The 19,970-nt window shown below is 72.5% G+C and carries 16 protein-coding genes and 3 tRNA genes; 7 read left to right on the top strand and 12 right to left on the bottom strand.

Annotated elements, in window-relative coordinates:
* Positions 1 to 9 precede the first annotated feature (9 nt).
* The 3 genes from ACI1MP_RS25770 to ACI1MP_RS25780 all read right to left on the bottom strand — a co-directional run bounded on the left by ACI1MP_RS25770 (position 10) and on the right by ACI1MP_RS25780 (position 3,396).
* Positions 10 to 1,422 (bottom strand): glutamate decarboxylase, encoded by a 1,413-nt coding sequence (locus tag ACI1MP_RS25770; protein WP_404869568.1) that lies wholly within the window; start codon positions 1,420 to 1,422, stop codon positions 10 to 12.
* A 98-nt stretch (positions 1,423 to 1,520) separates the two neighbouring features.
* Complete coding sequence (locus ACI1MP_RS25775; RefSeq protein ID WP_380335366.1) at positions 1,521 to 2,960, bottom strand: FGGY family carbohydrate kinase; 1,440 nt, start codon at positions 2,958 to 2,960, stop codon at positions 1,521 to 1,523.
* Between the two features lie 142 nt (positions 2,961 to 3,102).
* Positions 3,103 to 3,396, bottom strand: a complete 294-nt coding sequence (locus ACI1MP_RS25780) for a hypothetical protein (protein WP_100585761.1) — start codon at positions 3,394 to 3,396, stop codon at positions 3,103 to 3,105.
* A gap of 301 nt (positions 3,397 to 3,697) precedes the next feature.
* Here ACI1MP_RS25780 and ACI1MP_RS25785 point away from each other — a divergent pair.
* Positions 3,698 to 3,770: transfer RNA gene (locus tag ACI1MP_RS25785), tRNA-Asn, on the top strand.
* A 5-nt stretch (positions 3,771 to 3,775) separates the two neighbouring features.
* A tRNA-Asn gene (locus ACI1MP_RS25790) sits at positions 3,776 to 3,848 on the top strand.
* 152 nt (positions 3,849 to 4,000) lie between these two features.
* Here ACI1MP_RS25790 and ACI1MP_RS25795 read toward each other — a convergent pair.
* Positions 4,001 to 4,762 carry a trypsin-like serine peptidase gene (locus ACI1MP_RS25795; RefSeq protein ID WP_404869569.1) on the bottom strand — a complete coding sequence of 254 codons (762 nt, stop codon included), beginning with the start codon at positions 4,760 to 4,762 and terminating at the stop codon, positions 4,001 to 4,003.
* A 696-nt stretch (positions 4,763 to 5,458) separates the two neighbouring features.
* Between ACI1MP_RS25795 and ACI1MP_RS25800 the strand changes: the two genes are divergently transcribed.
* Positions 5,459 to 5,532: transfer RNA gene (locus ACI1MP_RS25800), tRNA-Ile, on the top strand.
* 462 nt (positions 5,533 to 5,994) lie between these two features.
* Here ACI1MP_RS25800 and ACI1MP_RS25805 read toward each other — a convergent pair.
* Positions 5,995 to 8,310, bottom strand: a complete 2,316-nt coding sequence (locus ACI1MP_RS25805) for a collagenase (RefSeq protein WP_404869570.1) — start codon at positions 8,308 to 8,310, stop codon at positions 5,995 to 5,997.
* A gap of 430 nt (positions 8,311 to 8,740) precedes the next feature.
* Here ACI1MP_RS25805 and ACI1MP_RS25810 point away from each other — a divergent pair, with 430 nt between their 5' ends.
* Both ACI1MP_RS25810 and ACI1MP_RS25815 read left to right on the top strand, forming a co-directional pair.
* Entirely contained in the window at positions 8,741 to 9,352 is a 612-nt protein-coding gene (locus tag ACI1MP_RS25810) for an ankyrin repeat domain-containing protein (RefSeq protein ID WP_380335358.1), read from the top strand.
* Positions 9,353 to 9,621: 269 nt separating this feature from the next.
* A complete protein-coding gene (locus tag ACI1MP_RS25815; protein WP_404869571.1) occupies positions 9,622 to 10,593 on the top strand; it encodes a 1-aminocyclopropane-1-carboxylate deaminase/D-cysteine desulfhydrase in 972 nt (323 codons plus the stop codon).
* On the opposite strand, the gene ACI1MP_RS25820 is transcribed toward ACI1MP_RS25815, so the two are convergent.
* Together ACI1MP_RS25820 and ACI1MP_RS25825 are read right to left on the bottom strand one after the other, a co-directional pair.
* Positions 10,580 to 12,184, bottom strand: a complete 1,605-nt coding sequence (locus ACI1MP_RS25820; RefSeq protein WP_404869572.1) for an LCP family protein — start codon at positions 12,182 to 12,184, stop codon at positions 10,580 to 10,582. The genes ACI1MP_RS25815 and ACI1MP_RS25820 overlap by 14 nt on opposite strands.
* A 228-nt stretch (positions 12,185 to 12,412) precedes the next feature.
* The gene (locus ACI1MP_RS25825; RefSeq protein ID WP_380335350.1) at positions 12,413 to 12,877 is read right to left on the bottom strand and encodes a MarR family winged helix-turn-helix transcriptional regulator; all 465 of its coding nucleotides are present in this window, start codon (positions 12,875 to 12,877) and stop codon (positions 12,413 to 12,415) included.
* A gap of 94 nt (positions 12,878 to 12,971) precedes the next feature.
* Between ACI1MP_RS25825 and ACI1MP_RS25830 the strand changes: the two genes are divergently transcribed.
* Both ACI1MP_RS25830 and ACI1MP_RS25835 read left to right on the top strand, forming a co-directional pair.
* The gene (locus ACI1MP_RS25830; protein ID WP_404869573.1) at positions 12,972 to 13,991 is read left to right on the top strand and encodes an NADP-dependent oxidoreductase; all 1,020 of its coding nucleotides are present in this window, start codon (positions 12,972 to 12,974) and stop codon (positions 13,989 to 13,991) included.
* Positions 13,992 to 14,282: 291 nt separating this feature from the next.
* Positions 14,283 to 14,777, top strand: a complete 495-nt coding sequence (locus ACI1MP_RS25835) for a DUF3145 domain-containing protein (RefSeq protein WP_043913838.1) — start codon at positions 14,283 to 14,285, stop codon at positions 14,775 to 14,777.
* Positions 14,778 to 14,844: 67 nt separating this feature from the next.
* Here the strand turns inward: ACI1MP_RS25835 and fabF are convergent, their stop codons facing one another.
* From fabF to ACI1MP_RS25860, 5 genes are all read right to left on the bottom strand, one after another.
* A complete protein-coding gene (fabF, locus tag ACI1MP_RS25840) occupies positions 14,845 to 16,113 on the bottom strand; it encodes a beta-ketoacyl-ACP synthase II (protein WP_043913836.1) in 1,269 nt (422 codons plus the stop codon).
* A 129-nt stretch (positions 16,114 to 16,242) separates the two neighbouring features.
* Positions 16,243 to 16,485 carry an acyl carrier protein gene (locus tag ACI1MP_RS25845; protein WP_073812203.1) on the bottom strand — a complete coding sequence of 81 codons (243 nt, stop codon included), beginning with the start codon at positions 16,483 to 16,485 and terminating at the stop codon, positions 16,243 to 16,245.
* An 82-nt stretch (positions 16,486 to 16,567) separates the two neighbouring features.
* On the bottom strand, positions 16,568 to 17,596 hold the full coding sequence (locus tag ACI1MP_RS25850; RefSeq protein ID WP_100585769.1) for a beta-ketoacyl-ACP synthase III: 1,029 nt from the start codon (positions 17,594 to 17,596) through the stop codon (positions 16,568 to 16,570).
* Complete coding sequence (locus tag ACI1MP_RS25855) at positions 17,593 to 18,531, bottom strand: ACP S-malonyltransferase (RefSeq protein ID WP_100585770.1); 939 nt, start codon at positions 18,529 to 18,531, stop codon at positions 17,593 to 17,595. The genes ACI1MP_RS25850 and ACI1MP_RS25855 overlap by 4 nt, the downstream gene beginning before the upstream one ends.
* Positions 18,532 to 18,621: 90 nt before the next feature.
* Positions 18,622 to 19,818, bottom strand: coding sequence for a CdaR family transcriptional regulator (locus ACI1MP_RS25860; protein WP_043913828.1), 1,197 nt, complete (start codon positions 19,816 to 19,818; stop codon positions 18,622 to 18,624).
* Positions 19,819 to 19,970 lie beyond the last annotated feature (152 nt).

Here is a 19,970-nt window from a genome sequence, read left to right on the forward strand (position 1 = left end):
GCCGGCCCGTCAGTGGTGGAAGCCGCTGCGCTGCGGCATGCCCAGCTCGCTGAGCGGCGCGGGCTGGCGCTCCAGCTCGGGCAGCACCCGCCGCAGGTCGTTGAGCAGCAGGTCCGCCAGGTCCCGGGTGAACCCGTTGCGGCACACCACCCGCAGCACCGCCAGGTCGGTCCGCCCCTCCGGGAAGGTGTACGCGGGCACCTGCCAGCCGCGTTCGCGCAGGCGTCGCGACACGTCGAAGACGTCGAACGGGCTGTCCTCGACGGTGGTGAAGGCGAACACGGGCAGCTGGTCGCCGCGGGTGATCAGCCGGAAGGGGCCGAGCTTCTCGATCTGCTCGGCCAGGTACTCGGCGACGTCCCGGCAGGCCTGCTGGACGGCCTGGAACCCGGCGCGTCCGAGCCGCAGGAAGGTGTAGTACTGGGCGACCACCTCCGAGCCCGGCCGGGAGAAGTTCAGGGCGAAGGTCGGCATCTCGCCGCCCAGGTAGTTGACCTTGAACACCAGTTCCTCGGGCAGTGCCTCGCCGTCCCGCCACAGCGCCCAGCCGACGCCGGGGTAGACCAGTCCGTACTTGTGGCCGGAGGTGTTGATCGACGCCACCCGGGGCAGCCGGAAGTCCCACTTCAGGCCCGGGTCCAGGAACGGCGCGACCATGCCGCCGGACGCGGCGTCGACGTGCACCGGAACGTCGTGCCCGGTGCGCTGCTGGAGTTCGTCCAGGGCGGCGCAGATCTCGGCGATCGGCTCGTAGGAGCCGTCGAAGGTGGAGCCGAGGATCCCGACCACGCCGATGGTGTTCTCGTCGCAGTGCGCCGCGGCCTGATCGGCGGTCAGGTGGAAGCGGTCGCCCTCCATCGGTACCAGCCGTGCCTCGACCTCCCAGAAGTTGCAGAACTTCTCCCAGCAGACCTGCACGTTGATGCCCATCACCAGGTTGGGCCGCGCCCCGGCCGCGTACCGGTCGGCGTTGCGCCGCATCCAGCGCCGCTTGAGCGCCATCCCGGCGAGCATGCAGGCCTCGCTGGAGCCGGTGGTGGAGCAGCCGACCGCCGCACCGGGGTCGGGCGCGTGCCACAGGTCGGCGAGGATCGCCACGCAGCGCCGCTCCAGCTCGGCGGTCTGCGGGTACTCGTCCTTGTCGATCATGTTCTTGTCGCGGCACTCGGCCATCAGCCGGTCGGCGTGCTCGTCCATCTGCGTGGTGACGAAGGTCGCCAGGTTGAGCTTGGCGTTGCCGTCCAGCATCAGCTCGTCGTGGATCAGCTGGTACGCGACGGGCGGCGGGATCGGGATCTTGGGCAGCCGGTGCAGCGGCGGGGCCACCTGCATCGCGCCCAGCGGGTCGGTCAGCACGTGCAGCGGGCTGAACGGCAGCCGCCGATCGTCCTGCTCGTGTCCCTGCCCCTTGTGCAACGCCATGACGAACCGTCCCTCCAGTCGTGGAGCCCCCACGCTGCCACTCCGCGGTCGCTGACGCATCCTCAGCAGCCGGTCGGCCCAAGGTTCCGGACGGTGGGTCAGGCGTTCGCGGCGGTCTCCGGGTGGTGCTGCTCGCGCATCGCCGCGAACTGCTGGCGCACCGCGTTGCCGACCGCCAGGTCGTGCTCCTGGTCGGGGGTCAGCAGGGTGACGTCCGGCAGCTCCCAGTGCGGGGGCTCGGCCGTTCCGGCGAGGGCCCAGGCGGCCTGGCGGGCCGCGCCGCGCGCCGCGTGGTCGCCGCGCGGCGGTATGACCACGGGCAGCCCGAACACCAGCGGGGCGATCTGCTGGACGGCGGGCAGCCGGCCGGCCGTCCCCAGCAGGAACACCCGGTTCACCGCGACGCCGTGCCCGCGCAGCACGTCCAGGGCCTCGGCCAGGTTGCACAGCATGCCCTCGACCGCGGCCCGCGCCACGTGCTGCGGCGCCATCGACTCGGCCCGCAGCCCGGTCAGGGTGCCCGCCGCCTGGGGCAGCTTCGGGGTGCGCTCGCCGTCCAGGTACGGCAGGAAGACCATCCCGTACGCGCCCGGCGAGGACTGCAGGGCCAGGTCCGACAGGCCCTCCAGGTCGGTGCCGAGCATCCCGGCGGTGGAGCGCAGCACCTGCGCGGCGTTCAGCGTCGCCACCATCGGCAGGTGTCGGCCGGTGGCGTCGGCGAACGAGGAGACCAGCCCGGACGGGTCGACCACCGCCCGGTCGTGCACCGCGAAGATCGTGCCGTTGCCGCCCAGCGACACCACCGCGTCGCCCGGGCCCAGCCCGAGGCCCAGCGAGGCGGCCATGTTCTCGCCGGTGCCGGCCGAGATCAGCAGCCCCTCGGGGGTGTGCCCGGCGGGCTCGGCCGGGCCGAGCACGTCCGGAACCTTCAGCTCGTGGCCGAACGCCAGCTTGATCAGGTCCTGCCGGTACTCGCCGGTGATCGGCGACCAGTAGCCGGTGCCGGAGGCGTCGCCGCGGTCCGTGGTGCGCCGCCGGGCGCCGCCCAGCAGCTGGGAGACCAGCCAGTCGTGCGGCAGCAGCACCTCGGCGATCCGCTGCGCCGACACCGGCTCGAACTCGGCCAGCCAGCGCAGCTTGGCGATGGTGTACGTGGGGCCCGGGACGGCGCCGATCGCCTCCACCCAGGGCTCCGCCCCGCCGAGCGCGTCCAGCAGCGCGGCCGCCGAGCCCGCCGAGCGCGGGTCGTTCCACAGCAGCGCGGGCCGTACCAGGACACCGCCGGCGTCCAGGCCGATCAGCCCGTGCTGCTGGGCGGACACCCCGATCGCCCGGACGCTCTCCAGCAGGCCCCCGGCGGCGGCGTCGCCGAGCGAGTGCAGCCAGGTCTGCGGGTCGACCTCGGTGGAGCGGGCGTCGTCGCCCTCGGGCAGCGGATGGGGGGCCCGGCCCTGTCGCAGCACGGCGCCGGTGTCGGCGTCGCACGCGACGATCCGGGTGCGAGTGGTGGAGCTGTCGATGCCCGCGACGATGGCCATGCCGAGATCATGCCGCAGTCGGCGGCCGGGGCGGGCCCGACTGCCGCAAGTGTTGCCCAGTCGGTACCGGAACCAGCCCCGCCGCCGACCGTCCGTGCCTGGTCGGGGGCGTTCCGTGCCCGGTCGGGGACGTTCGCCGCGATCAGGGGCGGACGGTGCCCCAGCCGTCGTCCTCGCCGTTGTGCTTGGCGAAGTACGGGACGCGTTCGGTCAGCGAGTTCGGCAGCTTCTCGCCGACCTTGTCGGCCACCGCCCCGGCGGCCTTCCCGGCGACCGCGCCCGCCTGCTGCTTGGCCTTGCCGGCCGCGCCCTGCACCCGCGGGTTCTCCCGCAGCTGTCGGGCCGCACCGGCCAGCTGGTCGTACCGTTCCCGCCCGGCCCGGGCGCCGAGGACGTACCCGATCCCGACGCCCACGATCAACGAGACCTTCCACATGCCCTGGTTCCACCCTTCGTCGCCGCGCGATTGTGTGCCGCGTCTACCCGTCCGGCCGGGCCGTGAACCGCCCTGCCGGTGGCGGGTCCGGGCCAGCCGGAGCCGCCGTGCACCAGCATCCCCGTCCGCCCCGTACGGCGCGCGCGGGGCGCGCCGGACCGGCCCGCGGCCGAGGTGGGGGAGGCCGGTGCCGAAAGCGATTGGCGGAACACCCCCCTGAGTGCGCTAATGTATGTCCCGCAGCGAGCACCGTGGGCCCCGGAGAGATCCGGAGATCGGGGTGGGCGAGGCGGAAGCACGATCCTCCATAGCTCAATTGGCAGAGCAGCCGACTGTTAATCGGCAGGTTATTGGTTCGAGTCCAATTGGAGGAGCGCGGTCCCCCATAGCTCAATTGGCAGAGCAGCCGACTGTTAATCGGCAGGTTATTGGTTCGAGTCCAATTGGGGGAGCTTCACCGGACGTCACGGTGATCAGTACAGAGCGAAGGCCCTTCGGCGAGACCGAGGGGCCTTCGTGTTTTCCCCGCGCCGCCCGGGCCTGCCTCCTGCGCCGCCCGAGCCGCGGGCCGGCCGGTGGGCGGGCGCGGGTGGGCGCGGGCGGCTCAGCCGCCGGCCTGCCGGTAGAGGTCCGCGAGACGGTCGCCGAAGGCCACGCTGTAGGAGACCTCCGGGCTGTTTCCGCCCTGCTGGTAACCCCCTATCACTCCGATCACCTGGCCCTTCTCGGTCACCCACGGGCTGCCGCTGGTGCCGTCGGTGAATCCGGCGCAGTCGAATCGCTGCTGGGTGTTGCTGCGCGAGGTGGTGCGGCCCGCGCAGGTGATCGGGGACACCGCGCTGTTGGGATAGCCGGTGACGGTGACCTCCAGGCCGAAGCCGAGACCGGTGGCGAGCGGGTAGGCGCCCATCACGTCCTCGATCTGCCGGCCGTTCAGCGGGCCGACAGTGAGGAACGCCACGTCGTACCCCTCGTTCTCCTCGGGCCCCCAGCGCGGGTCCACCACCACCTCGGTGACCGGCCAACTCCCGTGCGGGGAGTGTCGGTCGCGGTAGCCGGGGGCGAACACCAGGTCGTCCAGCGGGACGCCCCGCGGGGCCGCGCAGTGGGCGGCGGTGATCAGCAGGTTGCGGCCGCGACTGTGCACCACGGCGGCCGTGCAGGCCCGCATGCCGTCGGTGTCGTCCACGAACAGCGGCCCGATCCGGTCGCCCACCGGGTCCGCGGGCGCGGGGTGGGCGGTGGGGAGCGCGTTCTCGGCCGGCCCGGCGGAAGTGCAGCCGGTCACCGCCACCGCCAGTGAGAGCAGCAGTGCGCAGGCCGCGGCGGCCGGACCACGGCCGGTTCGGGGGGAGGTGCGCGGCACCGTCACTCGCTTCCGCTCGGCGGCCCGCCCGGGAGGTGCCGGGCGGTGGATGCAGCAAGATCTACCAGGGCCCGTGCCGCAGCGGCAACCGCCTCGGCGTTCGGCCGCCCGAGCGGGCCAACCGTCCCGTTGGCGGGAGTGCTCGACCGGGCATCAGGAATGCTTGCCCGCAGGGCGCCTGCACCTGATTGCCGCCGAAACTGCGGTACGGGACGTCGGCGGTGCTGCCGCCTTGCCGGTGGCTGCCGATCGTCCCGACCGCGGTGCCGGGGCGGCAGTGGCGATGCCGATCGGCCGGACACCTGACGACATGTCATCCGTGGGCCTGGGGCGAACGCCGGGCCCGTGCGGGAGTTGCCGACGGCCGGGCCGACCGGGCGATGCGGCGCCGCCGCGACCGGGCTGTCACCGCGTCGGCGGCACCGGCATGGTCGCCGCCCGCAGCCCGGGTCCGGCTCCAGCCGTGCGCGGAGGTCGGCGGCCGCCGCTGCCCTGCTCGTTCGCTCGTCGGGGTGTCCGTCGGACGGGTGCGACCGGGGCCACGAACGGGCGACGCGGAGGGGACGGGAGCGGGCGGACCCGGATGCGCCCCCGGCGCGCACCACGGGTGACCGACCGGCTATGCTGCCGGGGGCGTCCCTGAGGGGCCGTCTGCTGCTGCCAGGACCGCACGTCGGCCCCGGCGGGTCGAGTCGGGGGGCGGTAGCTCAGCCGGTTAGAGCAGGGGACTCATAATCCCTTGGTCGTGGGTTCGAGTCCCACCCGCCCTACCTCGGCCGCTGACCGACCGTCAGCCGATGGGGCTCCCTGACCAGGCGAAACGCCGGACTTGTTGAGCTCTGAGCGTAGATTAGCGCCCACGGCAGCTCCTGTGCGCAGCGCCGCGAGCGGGTACCGAGGAAATTCCGGGGAACTCGGGCAGGGCCCGGCCCCCGAGCGGTGCTTCCGGGTGGCCCCGGCGACCTGGGCCGCATCGCCGTCCGCCCTTGCCGGAGCCCGTGGTTCCCCAGGGACGCCGAAACGGTCCGGCGCTTGGCCGCGGCGGGGAGATTCACCCCATCGGGAATCGCTGCGCGGTGACCGTTCGGGCACGCATGAATCGGTGCGGGGACTCCTGGGGGCAGGGGCCGCGATCGCCGGGTGTGGCGGCCCGGGGAGTCCGGCGGCCGAGCCGGATGCGGCGCGAGGCCCGCGGTCCTGGGATCCGCGGGCCTCGGGTGTCACCGGGCGGGTCAGTACTGCGTGGTGACGGTGACTCCGGAGAAGGAGCTCTGGGCGTAGAGGCTGAAGTACACCCAGCCCGCGGGCGGGTTCGTGATGGTCAGGGTCTCACCGTTGCCGCTGTTGGTGGACTTGGTGGCGTAGGAGCCGGTGGTGGCCCAGGCGCTGGGGTTCCAGTAGAGGTCCGCGTTGCCGGTGCCGCCGGTGGTGGTGATGGTGAGCTGCTTCACGCCGGCCGGCAGGTTGAGGAAGCTGTAGCTGTAGTTGCCGGAGGTGGCCGCGACGTTGTCGCGGCGGCAGTTCTGCCCGTACGAGCGGGTGTCCGGGTTGGCGCAGAGCGGGGCGGCGGGCGGCAGGGTGCCGCAGTTGCCGGTGCCGCAGGCGGCCAGGTAGGTGGCGAAGTCGGCGTCGTACTTGGTGCCGATGCCGGTGAGGACGGCGCGGGCGCCGGTGAAGTCGCCGGTGCGGGTCTTGGCCAGGTAGGCGGCGACGTCCTGCGGGTGCGACTGCAGCATGTACCGGACGGCCAGGTAGCCCCAGTTGTAGGTCCGGGTGGAGTCGGTGTTCTGGTAGGTGGTGTCGAACAGCGTGCTCAGCTTGTAGGTGCCCTTGGCGGCCTGCGCGATCGCGTCGTCGTAGCGCACGTCCCGGTAGGTGTAGGACATGTACTCGGCGAAGCCCTCGATCCACCAGATGTTGGGGACGGTCTGTCCGGCGTCGAAGCCGCCGTAGAAGTTGAAGCGGCCGTCGAGGTAGTGCGCGTACTCGTGGTTGAGGTTCCAGATCGAGAACGCCGGGCGCAGCCACTCCGCCTCGTGGGCGATGAAGCGGGCCTGGTTGCCGGCCTCGTCGGGCTTGCCCTCCAGGTACATGCCGCCGTTGTCCACCTCGATGTCGAACATCGACCAGGCGTACAGGCGGTAGTCGTAGGAGGAGTCGTAGACCACGACCTCCAACTGGGTGTTGAGGTCACCGGGGACGGGGCCGTTGTCCTTGACCACGCTGTGGAACAGGGCGTCCTCGTTGGCCAGGCTGGAGCAGGTGCTGTCCAGTTCGGCGGTGGTCAGCGCCTGGGCGCGGATGTGCAGGGTCGGGCTGCAGATACGGTCCACGGTCAGGACCAGCGGGGCGAGCCGGGTCGGCAGGTCGCACAGCCCGTAGTAGGAGCAGTGGCCCTCGTCCTTCTTCTCGGTGAACCAGGCGAGGTTCATCGTGAGCGGGCCGGTGGCGCCGATCAGCGGGAAGGCGTTGACCAGGTCCTTGACCAGCGGGCGGGCCTGGGCCTGCAGCACCGGCTGCTCCAGGAAGGAGCCGAGGTCGATGCCGAGGCCGGTGGCCAGGTCGCTGCCGTTGAGCATCCGGCTGTTGCGCTTGACGAAGGCGGAGATCGAGGCGGCCACGGACGGGTCGGCGGCCAGCGCGGCGTTGAAGGAGTCGGTGCCGAGGCCGTTCTCCAGCACCAGCTTGGTGTTGGAGACGGCGTCCCACATGCCGCCGGTCCAGGAGCCGGTGTAGCGGTCCAGCAGGTCCTTGATCACGCCGGTGTAGCGGGCGTTCTCCTGGGCGGAGTCGATCAGGATGACCGCCTCGGAGAGGATCTGGCCGTTGGCCTCGGTGACGTCCTTGGCGTGCGGGGCGGCGTAGAAGGCGTCCAGCGCGCCGCGGATCGAGGTCTGCAGGGCGGTGCCGTACGGGCCGACCGCATCGGGGTGGTACCACTGGACGTAGTAGCCGGCCCGCAGGAAGGCGATCAGCTGGGCGGCGGACGTCGAGTCCGTGCCGTCGTAGCCCGCCGAGGCGGTGCGCAGGGCGTCGGCGACGGCGACCATCTGCGGCTCGCGGAAGGTGTTCTTCGCGTCGGTGCCGGTGATCGAATAGAGCTTGCCCAGACAGTCCAGGCCGGCCGACTTGACCGTGTTGACCAGGGCGGTGCCGCCGGCGGAGCCGAACGACGAGGTGTCGCAGCCGCCGGCGTCGGCGGCGCGCGCGCCGAGCTTCTTGGCCGTGGGCGCCTGGGTGGCCTGCCGCGGTGCGGACTTGGTGCCGGTCTCGACCTGACCCGGGGTCGGGCGGGCGTCCTTCGGCTCGTCGGCCGACTTCGGGACGGGGTGCGACACGGGGGCGGCGGCGGTGTCGGCGGGGGTGGCACCGGTGGCGGGCTGGGCGGGCGCAGCGAAGGCGCGGCCCTGCGGGGCGAACAGTCCGACGGTGAGAACCAGCGCAAAAGCGAGCGCGAGCAGCCGACCCAACTGGGCGGCGGATATCCGGATATGACGCACGGTGGGGGACTCCGAGCGGTAGTGGCCGGGCTGGGGGGCGCCGACCATCTGACGTGTGACATGTAAAATGGCACAGAATTCCGGCGGGCGGAAGGGGGAGATCGCCATGGTGATCGAATCTCCACGTTCGCGGCCCCGCCGGGCCTCCTCGGCCGCCCCGCCTGCGTCGACTTCTCAACGCCCGGCCTGTGTCGGCCCCTTGTAGCGGATCGTCAGTACCGTCGACTCTGCATCGGGTGCCGGAGCCGGCCCTCGCGGACGTCGCGCATCGACTGATCGGATGACGTCGGTATCAGCCGGAAGGCTCGCGGGAACTGGCCGGTTCGACGACGAATCGAGCCCGGGGGCGGGGCAAATATGGAGGTGAGAGGTTCGTCGGAGTCATTCGGCGGGCCCACCGTTCGGCCCGGTCCGACCTCGCCCGTGCACCGAGGACTGCCCGTGCCGTACCTGCCGTCCCTTCAGGAGGAGGACCGTGATGACGACCGCAATCGACCAACGCCTGCTCGGCGCTGCGCACACCGGCGACCTCGCCGCCGCCAGGGCCGCCCTGGCGGCCGGCGCCAACCTGGAGGCGCGCGATCCGCAGGGGCGGACGGCGCTGCTGACGGCCGCGCTCGCCGACCAGGTGGCCGTTGCCGAGTTCCTGGTCGCGGCCGGCGCGGATCCGGACGCGCAGGACCACCGGGAGGACAGCCCGTGGCTGGTCACCGGCGTCACCGGCAGCGTCGCCATGATGCGGGCCCTGCTGGCCGCCCGGCCGGATCTCGGGCTGACCAACCGGTTCGGCGGCGTCAGCCTGATACCCGCCGCAGAGCGTGGCCACGTCGCCTACGTGCAGGCGGTGCTGGAGGAGACCGACATCGACGTCGACCACGTCAACCGCCTCGGATGGACGGCCCTGCTGGAGGCCGTGATCCTCGGCGACGGCGGCCGCGCGCACACCGAGATCGTCCGCCTGCTGCTCGCCGCGGGCGCCGACCCGCAGCTCGCCGACGCCGACGGCGTGACCGCGCTCCAGCACGCCGAGCGCCGCAGCTTCGGCGGCATCGCGACCGTGCTCCGCGAGGCCGTGTCCGATCCGAGGTAGGGAGTTGCCGAATGACCATCCGTCGACGGCGCCAGGTGCCGCTGCTGATGGCCGTCGTGTCCGCGCCGGCCGCGCTTCGGGCCGGAGCGGAGCCACGAGCGAGGCGGCGCGGTGGGGGCCTGGCAGGGGCATCCAGCGTGGCGGGGAAGGCATGGTCGGGCGGGGTGCCGCAGCCGATCAGCGGGCCATCGCGCGGCCGCCTGGCGCTGTCGGGGTGCCGGCGCACAGGGGCCGGCGGGGTGCTGCCGGTCCCCGGCTAGGGTGAGTGGATGCTCGTGCCCGCTGACCTGCCCACGCCGTTGACGGTGGTCGACGACCCGGAGCTCGCCGCGGCGGGGGTGGAGCTCCGGCTGAAGCGGGACGACCTGGCGCATCCGACGGTGCCCGGCAACAAGTGGCGCAAGCTCGCACCGAACCTGGAGCGGGCGGTCGCGGACGGCTGCCGGGTGCTGCTCACCTACGGCGGGGCGTACTCCACGCACGTGCGGGCGGTGGCGGCAGCGGCGCGGGCGCTCGGGTTGGAGAGCGTCGGGGTGATCCGCGGGGCCGAGCTGGCCCGGATGCCGCGGAACTGGTCGCTGGCCCGGGCCGAACGGGACGGGATGGTGCTGGAGTTCGTCGAACGCTCGGTCTACCGCGAGATCGCCTCCGGGCGGCAGGAGCGGCGCGCCGGGCACTTCGTCCTGCCCGAGGGCGGGTCGAACGCGGCGGCGGTGCGCGGGGCCGCGGTGGTCGCCGAGGAGCTGGCGGCGCAGCTGCCGGACCTGGGCGCCCGGGACGTGGTGTGCTGCGCGGTCGGCACCGGCGGGACGGTGGCCGGGATCGCCGCCGGCCTGCCGTCGGGTACGCAGGCGCTCGGTGTGGCGGTGCTGCGCGGCGAGGGCTACCTGGAGCGGGAGGTGGCGGCGCTCCAACTCGCCGCGCACGGGCGGGAGTCCGGTAACTGGCGGCTGGCGCACGACTGGCACGGCGGCGGGTACGGCCGGGTGCCGGAGGAGTTGGAACGGTTCGCAGCCCGGTTCGAGGGCCGGCACGGCGTCCCGGTGGAGCGGCGGTACGTGGCGAAGGCCCTGTCCGCGGTGTACGGCCTGGCCCGGGCGGGCGAGTTGACGGACCATCGGGTCACCCTCGTGGTGACGGGCGTTCCGGACCCGACCGCGGAGGCGGCCCCGGCCCCGGCCGCACCCCCGTTCGCGGGAGGGCGGTCGGAGCGGGGCCGGTCCGGGGTCAGCCGAAGCTGAGGTCGCTGCAGAGGTCGCTGTCGGCGGGGCGGGTGTTCTCCGTGATGCCGCTCGGGATGTCGGACGGGATGGCGGTGCCGGCGGAGGCCCCGGAGTCGGGGGCGCCGAGGGCGTCGGTGCCGGCCCGGTCCTGGCCGAGGGTCAGGACGATGGCGTCGCTCTTCGGGACGGCGCGGAGTTCCGCGCCGGGGTAGAGCTGGGCCAGACGATCGGCGGCGGGGCGCAGGTCGAGCGGGTACTCGATCAGCGTGGTGCTCCGGGCGGGGGTGTTCTGGCCGATGGTGATGTTCCGGTAGCCGTTGCTGCGCAGCGCGAGCGCCGTCCGGCCGGCCAGCCCGGCGGACTTGCGGGCGTTGTGCACCACGATCGGCGCGTCCAGGTTCGCGCTGTCGGAGCCGCCGCTCGCGGACGGCCCGCCGGACGCGCCACTCGACGGGGAGGCGGACGCACCGGCGGAGGGACTTCCGGACGCACCCGCGGACGGGCTGCCCGACATGCTGCCCGACGGACCGCCCGAGGGCCCGGCGGACGGGTTCGCGAGGTCGCCGGTGAGGCGCCCGTCCAGGGTCCGGTCCTGGCGGATCAGGTTCCACAGGATGTCGGCGTCGGGCTGCACGACGGCGACCCGGGCGCCCTGGAAGCGCCACGGCAGGGTGACGAACTGGATGTCGGCGAGCTTGATGTCCTTCAGCGACTGGGCGAACTCGGCGAGCTTGTACGGCGAGCCGAGGTCGGGGTCCACGGTGAGCGACTTGGTGGCGGCGTCGGCCAGCGGCAGCAGGGTGGTGAGGTCGAAGCCCTCGCCCTGCACCTTCTTGATCAGCGAGGACATGAACGCCTGCTGACGGCGCATCCGGCCGATGTCGGAGCTGTCGCCGAGGCCGTGCCGGGCGCGGACGTAGTCGACGGCCTGCTGCCCGGCGACGGTTTGGCGGCCCTTGGTCAGGTGAATGCCGTAGGAGTCGACGTCGTTGGGGACGCAGACGTCCACGCCGCCGACGGCCTGGGTGATGGAGGCGAAGCCCTTGAAGTCGACGACCAGGGTGTGGTCCACCCGCAGGCCGGTCAGCTCCTCCACGGTGTTCTGCGTGCAGGCGGGGTTGCCGTTCTTGAACTCGCCGATGGTGAACGCCGAGTTGAACATCTGGTTGGCCCGGGCGGTGGTCCACCGGCCGTCCGCGAGCCGGCACGGCGGGATGGTGACCAGGGTGTCCCGGGGGATCGACACGCCGACGGCGTGTTTGTGATCGGCGTAGACGTGCAGCAGGATCGCGGTGTCGGAGTGGCCGACTCCCTCGTCGCCGCCGCCGAGGTCGCTGTTGCCGTCGCTCCGGGTGTCGGAGCCGAGCAGCAGGACGTTGACGGGGTGGCCGCCGGCGGGAGCGGGAGGCCCGGCCGGCGGCCGGCTGGACGCGATGCCTTCCGGGGCGAAGGTCGTGATGTTGTGGTCGAGCCGCTGGTAGTACCAGGTGCCGAGTCCCGCGGCGACGACCACCAGGACGGCGGCGGTCGCTCCGAGCCCCTGGGCTATTCGGCGGCCTCTTCGGCCGCGGGGCGGGGCCGCGGCAGGACTCTGGGTGGCGTCGGTCATCGGTCCGGGATCTCTCTGCGCGCAACGGGAACTGGTGCCCGAGGGCAGGCACTTGCCGCCTCCACGGCATTGCGGAGGGGGCGTTCGTCACCACTTAGACGGCGCGGCGACGGGAATGGTTACACGCGAACCATCATTTCCGAGAGATTTTTCGAACCTCGAACCGGGGTGCCTCCGAACCGTCCGGTCAGCGGCCCGACCGGCGGCCCGGAGGATGGTTCGGCGGGGTCAGTCGCGGGCCGAGGAGTCGAGCATCCGCCGCAGCAGGTCCCGCAGTTGGGCCCGCTCGGAGGCTTCCAGCGCGGCCAGCGGCTCGCGGGCGAAGTTCAGCGATTCGCGGAGCTCGGACGAGGCGGACAGCCCCGTGTCGGTGGCGACCACCAGCTTCACCCGGCGGTCCTGCGGGTCGGACTCGCGGGTGACGAAACCGCGGCCCTCCAGCCGGTCGACGATGCCGGTGACGTTGGACGGCTCGCAGGAGAGGGTCTGCGCGATGTGCCGCATCGGCATCGGGCCGCGGCGCAGCAGCGCCAGTACCTTGGCCTGCGCACCGGTCAGCGAGCGGGCGGCGGCGGCTTCCTCGTACTCGCGGTGGAAGAGTCCGACCAGGCGCGCCATGAGGTCGACGACCTCCACGGTGATCGGGTCGGCGGTCGGGACCGATGCCTGCTCCATGACCTGCTCCTTCTCCATGGTGTCGAGTCTAGCTGAACAGTTGACAACATGAACCTTTCATCCACAGGATTACTTGAGTCAGTGAACGTTTCAGGTTGATGAGGAGTGTGTGATGGCAGAGCAGGACCTTCCCGCCACCGGCCGCGAGTGGCACCTGGCCGCCCGGCCGCAGGGCTGGCCGGTGGCGAGTGACTTCGCGCTGGTCGAGGCCCCCGTCCGGCAGCCCGGCCCGGGCGAGATCACCGTGCGCAACGCCTACCTGTCCGTCGACCCCTACATGCGCGCACGGATGAACGACGTGAAGTCCTACGCGCCGCCGTACGCGCTCGGCGCGCCGATGGACGGCGGCGCGGTCGGCCACGTGGTCGCCAGCAACGCGGAGGGCTTCCGGGTCGGCGACGCGGTGCAGCACTGGCTCGGCTGGCGCGAGTACGCCACCCTGGACGCCGCGCACGCCGTCAAGGTCGACCCCGAACTCGCCCCGCTCTCCGCCTACCTGGGCGTGCTCGGCATGCCCGGGCTCACCGCGTACGCCGGACTGCTGGAGGTCGCCTCGTTCCGCGAGGGCGACACCGTGTTCGTCTCCGGCGCGGCCGGCGCCGTCGGTTCGACGGTCGGTCAGATCGCCCGGATCAAGGGGGCGAAGCGGGTGATCGGTTCGGCCGGCTCCGCAGAGAAGGTCGCCACCCTGGTCGACGAGTACGGCTTCGACGCCGCCTTCAACTACAAGGACGGTCCGGTCGCGGAGCTGCTCGACCGGGCCGCCCCCGACGGCATCGACGTCTACTTCGACAACGTCGGCGGCGAGCACCTGGAGGCCGCGATCGGCGCCCTGCGGGTGCACGGCCGGGTCACCCTGTGCGGGGCCATCGCCCAGTACAACGACACCTCCGCCCCGGCCGCGCCGCGCAACCTGGTGCTGGCCATCGGAAAGCGGCTGCGCCTGCAGGGCATGCTGGCCGGCGACCACGCCGCGCTGCGCGGCCGGTTCGTCGAGGAGGTCGGCGGCTGGCTGCGGGACGGTTCGCTGCGCTACGGCGAGACCGTGGTCGAGGGCGTGGAGAACACCGCCGAGGCCTTCCTCGGCATGCTGCGCGGCGCCAACACCGGAAAGATGGTCGTCCAGGTCTGAGGATCCGACGATGTGACGATACGTCGACTGACGCTCCGTCAATCCGCCCCCACCGGAAGCGCGATCCGGTGGGGGCGCGCGTTTAGGTCCGTTCGGGGGAGGTGGGCGCTGTGGGGGTAGACCTCCCGGGGGAACCGACTAGCATGGGGTGAAAGCTTGTCCGTTTTGCTCGATTTGATGACCTAATGTCGAATAAGTTGAGCGTCACGGGGTAGCCACTCGTCAGTACCTACCGGCGACGGCGCGAGGCAGCTGGGGAAGGCGACCCTCGTCCACAGCCAGGAGGTCCCGGTGACGACACGTGGTGTGCTCTACATCCACTCCGCGCCACGCGCGCTGTGCCCGCACGTCGAGTGGGCGGTGGCAGGCGTCCTCGGCGTGCGGGTCAACCTCGACTGGATCCGGCAGCCCGCCGCGCCCGGCCACTGGCGGTCCGAGCTCTCCTGGCAGGGAGAGCCCGGCACCGCCTCCAAGCTCGCCTCCGCGCTGCGCGGCTGGCAGTTGATGCGCTACGAGGTGACCAGCGAGCCCTGCGCCACGGCCGAGGGCGAGCGGTACTCCTCCACGCCCGGCCTCGGCATCTTCCACGCCGTCACCGGCATCCACGGCGACATCCTGGTCCCCGAGGACCGGCTGCGGGCCGTGCTGCTGCGCTCCCGCAGCGAGGGCAGCGACCTGGAGGCGGAGATCGGCCGTCTGCTCGGCAAGCCGTGGGACGACGAGTTGGAGCCGTTCCGGTACGCGGGGGAGGGCGCGCCGGTCAGGTGGCTGCACCAGGTGGTGTGACGGAGACGGGGCCGGCCCGGCACTCGCTGGGAGTGCCGGGCCGGTCGCGCAGTGCCGCGCGCGGGTCTCAGACGGTGCGGAAGGCCAGCACCACGTTGTGGCCGCCGAAGCCGAAGGAGTTGTTGAGGGCGGCGATCCGGCCCTCGACCGGGAGCTTGCGGGGCTCGTCGCGGACGATGTCGGCGTCGATGTCGTCGTCCAGCTCGACCACGTTGATGGTCGGCGGGGCGATCCGGTGGTGCAGGGCGAGGACGGTGGCGACCGTCTCGATGCCGCCGGCGCCGCCGAGCAGGTGGCCGGTCATCGACTTGGTGGCGGAGATCGCCACGTGCTCCAGGTGCTCGCCGAGTTCGCGGCTCAGCGCCTTGATCTCCGCGGTGTCACCCTGAGGGGTGGAGGTGGCGTGCGCGTTGACGTGCACGACCTCGGCCTTGTCCAGCTCGTTGCGGTCGAACAGGTCGGCGATGGCGCGGGACACGCCGGCGCCGGTCGGCTCCGGCTGCGCGATGTGGTGGGCGTCCGAGGACAGGCCCTGGCCGATCGCCTCGCAGTACACGCGGGCGCCGCGGGCGGCGGCGTGCTCGGCGGACTCCAGCACCACGACACCGGCGCCCTCGCCGAGGACGAAGCCGTCACGGGCCTTGTCGTACGGGCGGGAGGCGTGCTCGGGGTCGTCGTTGTTCTTGGACATCGCCATCATGTTGGAGAAGGCGACGATGGGCAGCGGGTGGACCGCCGCCTCGGTGCCGCCGGCCACCACGACGTCGGCGCGGCCGCTGCGGATCATCTCGATCGCGTAGCCGATCGCCTCGGCGCCGGAGGCACAGGCGGAGACGGGGGTGTGCACGCCGGCCCGGGCACCGACCTCCAGGCCGACGTTGGCGGCCGGGGAGTTGGGCATTAGCATCGGGACGGTGTGCGGGGAGACCTTGCGGACGCCCTGCTGCTTGAGCACGTCGTACTGGTCGAGCAGGGTGGTGACGCCGCCGATGCCGGAGGCGATGACCGTGCCCAGGCGCTCGGGGGCCAGCTCGTTGGTGTCGGCGGTGGCCGGGCCCTCGAAGCCGGCGTCCTTCCAGGCCTCGCGGGCGGCGATCAGCGCGAACTGGGCCGAGCGGTCCAGCTTGCGGGCCACCGGGCGGGGCAGGATCTCGGACGGCTCGACGGCGACCTTGGCGGCGATCCGGACGGGCAGCTCGGCGGCCCACTCCTCGGTGAGGGCGTGGACCCCGGACCGGCCGGCCAGCAGGCCCTCCCAGAATGTGGCGGCGTCGCCGCCCAGCGGCGTGAAGGCGCCGATACCCGTGACGACCACGGTGCGGTTTTCAGCAGTCACTGGTTTCTTCTTCTCTCACGTTGAGCATCGAGCGGAGGGCCGGACGGGCCGGAGGGCCGGAACGAGCCGGGGGAAAGGGGGACGGCCGGGGCGCGACGAGCGCGCCCCGACCGGCAGCCTGACGGCTGGTCAGACGTTGGCGACGATGAAGTTCACCGCGTCGCCGACGGTCTTCAGGTTCTTGACCTCGTCGTCCGGGATCTTCGCGCCGAAGCGCTCCTCGGCGGCGACGACGACCTCGACCATGGACAGCGAGTCGACGTCCAGGTCGTCGGTGAAGGACTTGTCGAGCTCGACGTCCTCGACCGGAATGCCGGCGATCTCGTTCACGATCTCGGCAAGGCCTTCGAGAACCTCGGTCTGGGTAGCCATATCGGCTGCTCCTCTTCGTGTTGACGCGTGCGGTCAGGCGGACCGCCGCGGGTTTTCTTGGGGTGGTGCGGAGAAAAAACGCCTAGGGGAGAGTAACGACTGCTGCGGCGTAGACCAGTCCGGCCCCGAAGCCGATGATCAGCGCGAGGTCGCCGCTCTTGGCCTGGCCGCGCTCCAGCATCCGCTCCATGGCGAGCGGAATGGACGCGGCGGAGGTGTTGCCGGTCTCGACGATGTCGCGGGCCACCGGGACCTCGGCGGGCAGCTTCAGCGTCTTGATCATGGCGTCGATGATGCGCATGTTGGCCTGGTGCGGGATGAACGCGCCGAGCTGGTCGGCGGTGATCCCGGCGGCGTCCAGCGCCTGCTGGGCGACCTTCGCCATGTCGTACACCGCCCAGCGGAAGACCGTCTGGCCCTCCATCCGCAGCGCGGGCCACTTGATCTCCTCGCCCGCGCCGTTGACGGCGTCCGGCTTGGCGAAGGCGGTGTCCCAGGCCCGGGTCTGCGAGATCACGTCGGCCTGCGAGCCGTCCGAACCCCAGACGACCTTGCCGATGCCGGGCGTGTCGGACGGGCCGACGATCGCCGCGCCCGCGCCGTCGCCGAAGATGAACGCGGTCGAGCGGTCCGACTTGTCGGTCAGGTCGGAGAGCCGCTCCACGCCGATCACCAGCACGTACTCGGCGCTCCCGCCGCGCACCATGCCGTCGGCCAGGCTCAGGCCGTAGCCGAAGCCCGCGCAGGCGGCGGAGATGTCGAACGCGGGGGCGGTGCCGCAGCCGAGCCGCTGGGCGATCTCGGTGGCGATCGCCGGGGTCTGCTTCAGGTGCGAGACGGTGGCGACGATGACGCCGCCGATCTGCGCCGGAGCGATCCCGGACATCGCGATGGCCTTGGCGGCCGCCTGCACCGACATCTCGGCGACGGTCTCCTCCGGACCGGCCCAGCGGCGCTCCGCGATGCCGGACCGGGACCGGATCCACTCGTCCGAGGAGTCGATCCAGTTCAGCACCTCGGCGTTCGGGATCACCCGGGTCGGGCGGTAGCCGCCGACACCGTGGATGCGCGAGAACTGGGCGCCGGTGACCGGCTTGATGGTGGCACTCATGCGGACTTCTCCTGGCTGCCGTGCTCGGCCACGAGCTCGCGGGCCCGGTCGAGATCGGCGGGGGACTTCAGGGCCAGCGTTGCGACGCCCTTGACGTTCCGCTTGACCAGATTGGTGAGGGTGCCGGCGGGCGACAGCTCGATCACGGCGGTCGCGCCCAGCTGCTGCAGGGTCTCCATGCACAGGTCCCAGCGGACCGGGTTGGACACCTGCGCGACCAGACGGGCCAGCACCTCGGCGCCGTCGCCGACCACCTCGCCGTCCCTGTTGGACACGTACGCCACCGTCGGGTCGGCCACGGTCAGCGTCGGCGCCAGCTTCTCCAGCCGGGCCACGCCCGGGGCCATGTGCTCGGTGTGGAACGCGCCCGCGACCTTCAGCGGGATCAGCCGCGCGCCGGCCGGCGGGTCCGCCTTCAGCGCGGCCAGCTGCTCCAGCGTGCCGGCCGCGACGATCTGCCCGCCGCCGTTGTTGTTCGCCGGGGTGACCCCGTGCGCGGCGAGCTTCTCGGCGACCGCCTCGGGGTCGCCGCCGAGCACCGCCGTCATGCCGGTCGCGGTGGCCGCGGCGGCCTCCGCCATGCCGAGGCTGCGCTCGCGGACGAAGGCCAGAGCGTCCTGCTCGGACAGCACTCCGGCCAGCGCGGCGGAGGTGATCTCGCCCACGCTGTGGCCGGCCAGCGCGCCGACGGACGCCGGAACGCCCTGCGGCAGCAGCGCCTGAGCGGTCACCAGGCCGGCGGCCACCAGCAGCGGCTGGGCCACCGCGGTGTCCTTGATCTCCTCCTCGGAGGCCTCGGTTCCGGCGTGCACCAGGTCGAGACCGGCCACCTCCGACCACTGGCGCAGCCGGTCGGCGACGCCGTCCAGTTCGAGCCAGGGGTTGAGGAAGCCGGGAGTCTGGGCACCCTGTCCAGGGGCGACGATAACGAGCACGGTTCAACCCTCTCTCGCCGGACGCCGTGGGGCGGGTAGGCGACGATGACGAAGAAAAGCACGTCGGATTGTGGATTCCCTACAGTTCGATCAGCCCTGATCAGGCCCGGAACCGAGACGCCCCAGGGCAAGGGCGATGCGCAGGGTGAACGCCGAACGCACGTCCGACGGAGCATAGCCGGTGACATCAGTCACACGACGCAGCCGGTAGCGGACGGTGTTCGGGTGGACGAAGAGCATCCGGGCGGCGCCCTCCAGGGAGGACGCCTGCTCCAGATAGACACTCAGCGTCTCCAGGAGTGCCGAACCGGCCTCCTCCAGAGGTGTGTAGATCTCCTCCACCAGCTGACGGCGCGCCACCTCGTCGCCCGCCAGGGCGCGTTCCGGCAGCAGGTCGTCGGCCAGCACCGGGCGCGGCGCGTCCGGCCACGCCGCGCACGCCTTCAGGCCCTGCGCGGCGGCGTGCGCCGAGCGGGTCGCCGACAGCAGGTCGCCGACCGTCGGGCCGACCACCACCGGGCCCGGCGCGAACTGGCCGATCAGCGCCCGCGCGGCGTGCACCGGCTCCTTGTCGCCGCCGACCACCACCACCAGACGGCGGCCCAGCACCCCGGTCAGCACGTGCAGCTTGGCGTACCGGGCGGCGCGCCGGATGGCCTCGACCACCAGCTCGCTGTCGCCGTCCGGGGCGCTGCCCATCACCACCCGCACCTGGCTCGGCTGGCCCCAGCCCAGCGCCGCCGCCCGGGACAGCACGCCCTCGTCGGCGTCCCCGGACAGCAGCGAGTTCACCACCAGCGCCTCCAGCCGGGCGTCCCACGCGCCGCGCGCCTCCGCGGCCTGCGCGTACACCTGGGCGGTGGCGAAGGCGATCTCCCGGGCGTAGACCAGCACCGACTCGCGCATGCCCGCCTCGTCGCCGGGCGCGGCCACCTCCTCGATGGCCTCCTCCATCACCTCGATCGTGGTGCGGATCAGCTCCACCGTCTGCCGCAGCGTGATCGCCCGGGTCAACTCCCGGGGCGCGGTGCCGAACACGTCGGTGGAGATCGCCTGCGGCGCCTCCGGGTGCCGGTACCACTCGGTGAACGCCGCGATGCCCGCCTGCGCGACCAGGCCGATCCACGACCGGTGCTCCGGCGGCATCCGCCGGTACCAGGCCAGTTGATCGTCCATCCGGGCGATCGCCGCGGACGCCAGCTTGCCCGCCGACTTCTCCAGTCGCTTCAGCGTCGCCGCCCGCAACTCGGCCCGGTCCGCCGCGAGCCGGCGCTCCTCGGCGGTCATCCGGCCGCGGCCGGGCACCGCGGCGGCACGGGCGGCCTGCGCCGGACGTCTGGCGGACCTCTTCTCCGGGCCCCGGTCGGCGGGCCGCTCCGGGGCGGGGGGCTCGCCGGACGTCCGGTCGGATGCTTTGTCGGGTTTCGCTGAAGCGGATG

The organism is Kitasatospora griseola (assembly GCF_044999035.1).
Taxonomy (GTDB): Bacteria; Actinomycetota; Actinomycetes; order Streptomycetales; family Streptomycetaceae; genus Kitasatospora; species Kitasatospora griseola.

What these genes read in the sequence shown, in the direction of transcription:
- ACI1MP_RS25770 (WP_404869568.1), bottom strand. Translation starts at nt 1,422, where the DNA reads ATGGCGTTGCACAAGGGGCAGGGACACGAGCAGGACGATCGGCGGCTG.
- ACI1MP_RS25775 (WP_380335366.1), bottom strand. Translation starts at nt 2,960, where the DNA reads ATGGCCATCGTCGCGGGCATCGACAGCTCCACCACTCGCACCCGGATC.
- ACI1MP_RS25780 (WP_100585761.1), bottom strand. Translation starts at nt 3,396, where the DNA reads ATGTGGAAGGTCTCGTTGATCGTGGGCGTCGGGATCGGGTACGTCCTC.
- ACI1MP_RS25805 (WP_404869570.1), bottom strand. Translation starts at nt 8,310, where the DNA reads ATGGTCGGCGCCCCCCAGCCCGGCCACTACCGCTCGGAGTCCCCCACC.
- ACI1MP_RS25810 (WP_380335358.1), top strand. Translation starts at nt 8,741, where the DNA reads ATGACGACCGCAATCGACCAACGCCTGCTCGGCGCTGCGCACACCGGC.
- ACI1MP_RS25815 (WP_404869571.1), top strand. Translation starts at nt 9,622, where the DNA reads ATGCTCGTGCCCGCTGACCTGCCCACGCCGTTGACGGTGGTCGACGAC.
- ACI1MP_RS25820 (WP_404869572.1), bottom strand. Translation starts at nt 12,184, where the DNA reads ATGACCGACGCCACCCAGAGTCCTGCCGCGGCCCCGCCCCGCGGCCGA.
- ACI1MP_RS25825 (WP_380335350.1), bottom strand. Translation starts at nt 12,877, where the DNA reads ATGGAGAAGGAGCAGGTCATGGAGCAGGCATCGGTCCCGACCGCCGAC.
- ACI1MP_RS25830 (WP_404869573.1), top strand. Translation starts at nt 12,972, where the DNA reads ATGGCAGAGCAGGACCTTCCCGCCACCGGCCGCGAGTGGCACCTGGCC.
- ACI1MP_RS25845 (WP_073812203.1), bottom strand. Translation starts at nt 16,485, where the DNA reads ATGGCTACCCAGACCGAGGTTCTCGAAGGCCTTGCCGAGATCGTGAAC.
- ACI1MP_RS25850 (WP_100585769.1), bottom strand. Translation starts at nt 17,596, where the DNA reads ATGAGTGCCACCATCAAGCCGGTCACCGGCGCCCAGTTCTCGCGCATC.
- ACI1MP_RS25860 (WP_043913828.1), bottom strand. Translation starts at nt 19,818, where the DNA reads ATGACCGCCGAGGAGCGCCGGCTCGCGGCGGACCGGGCCGAGTTGCGG.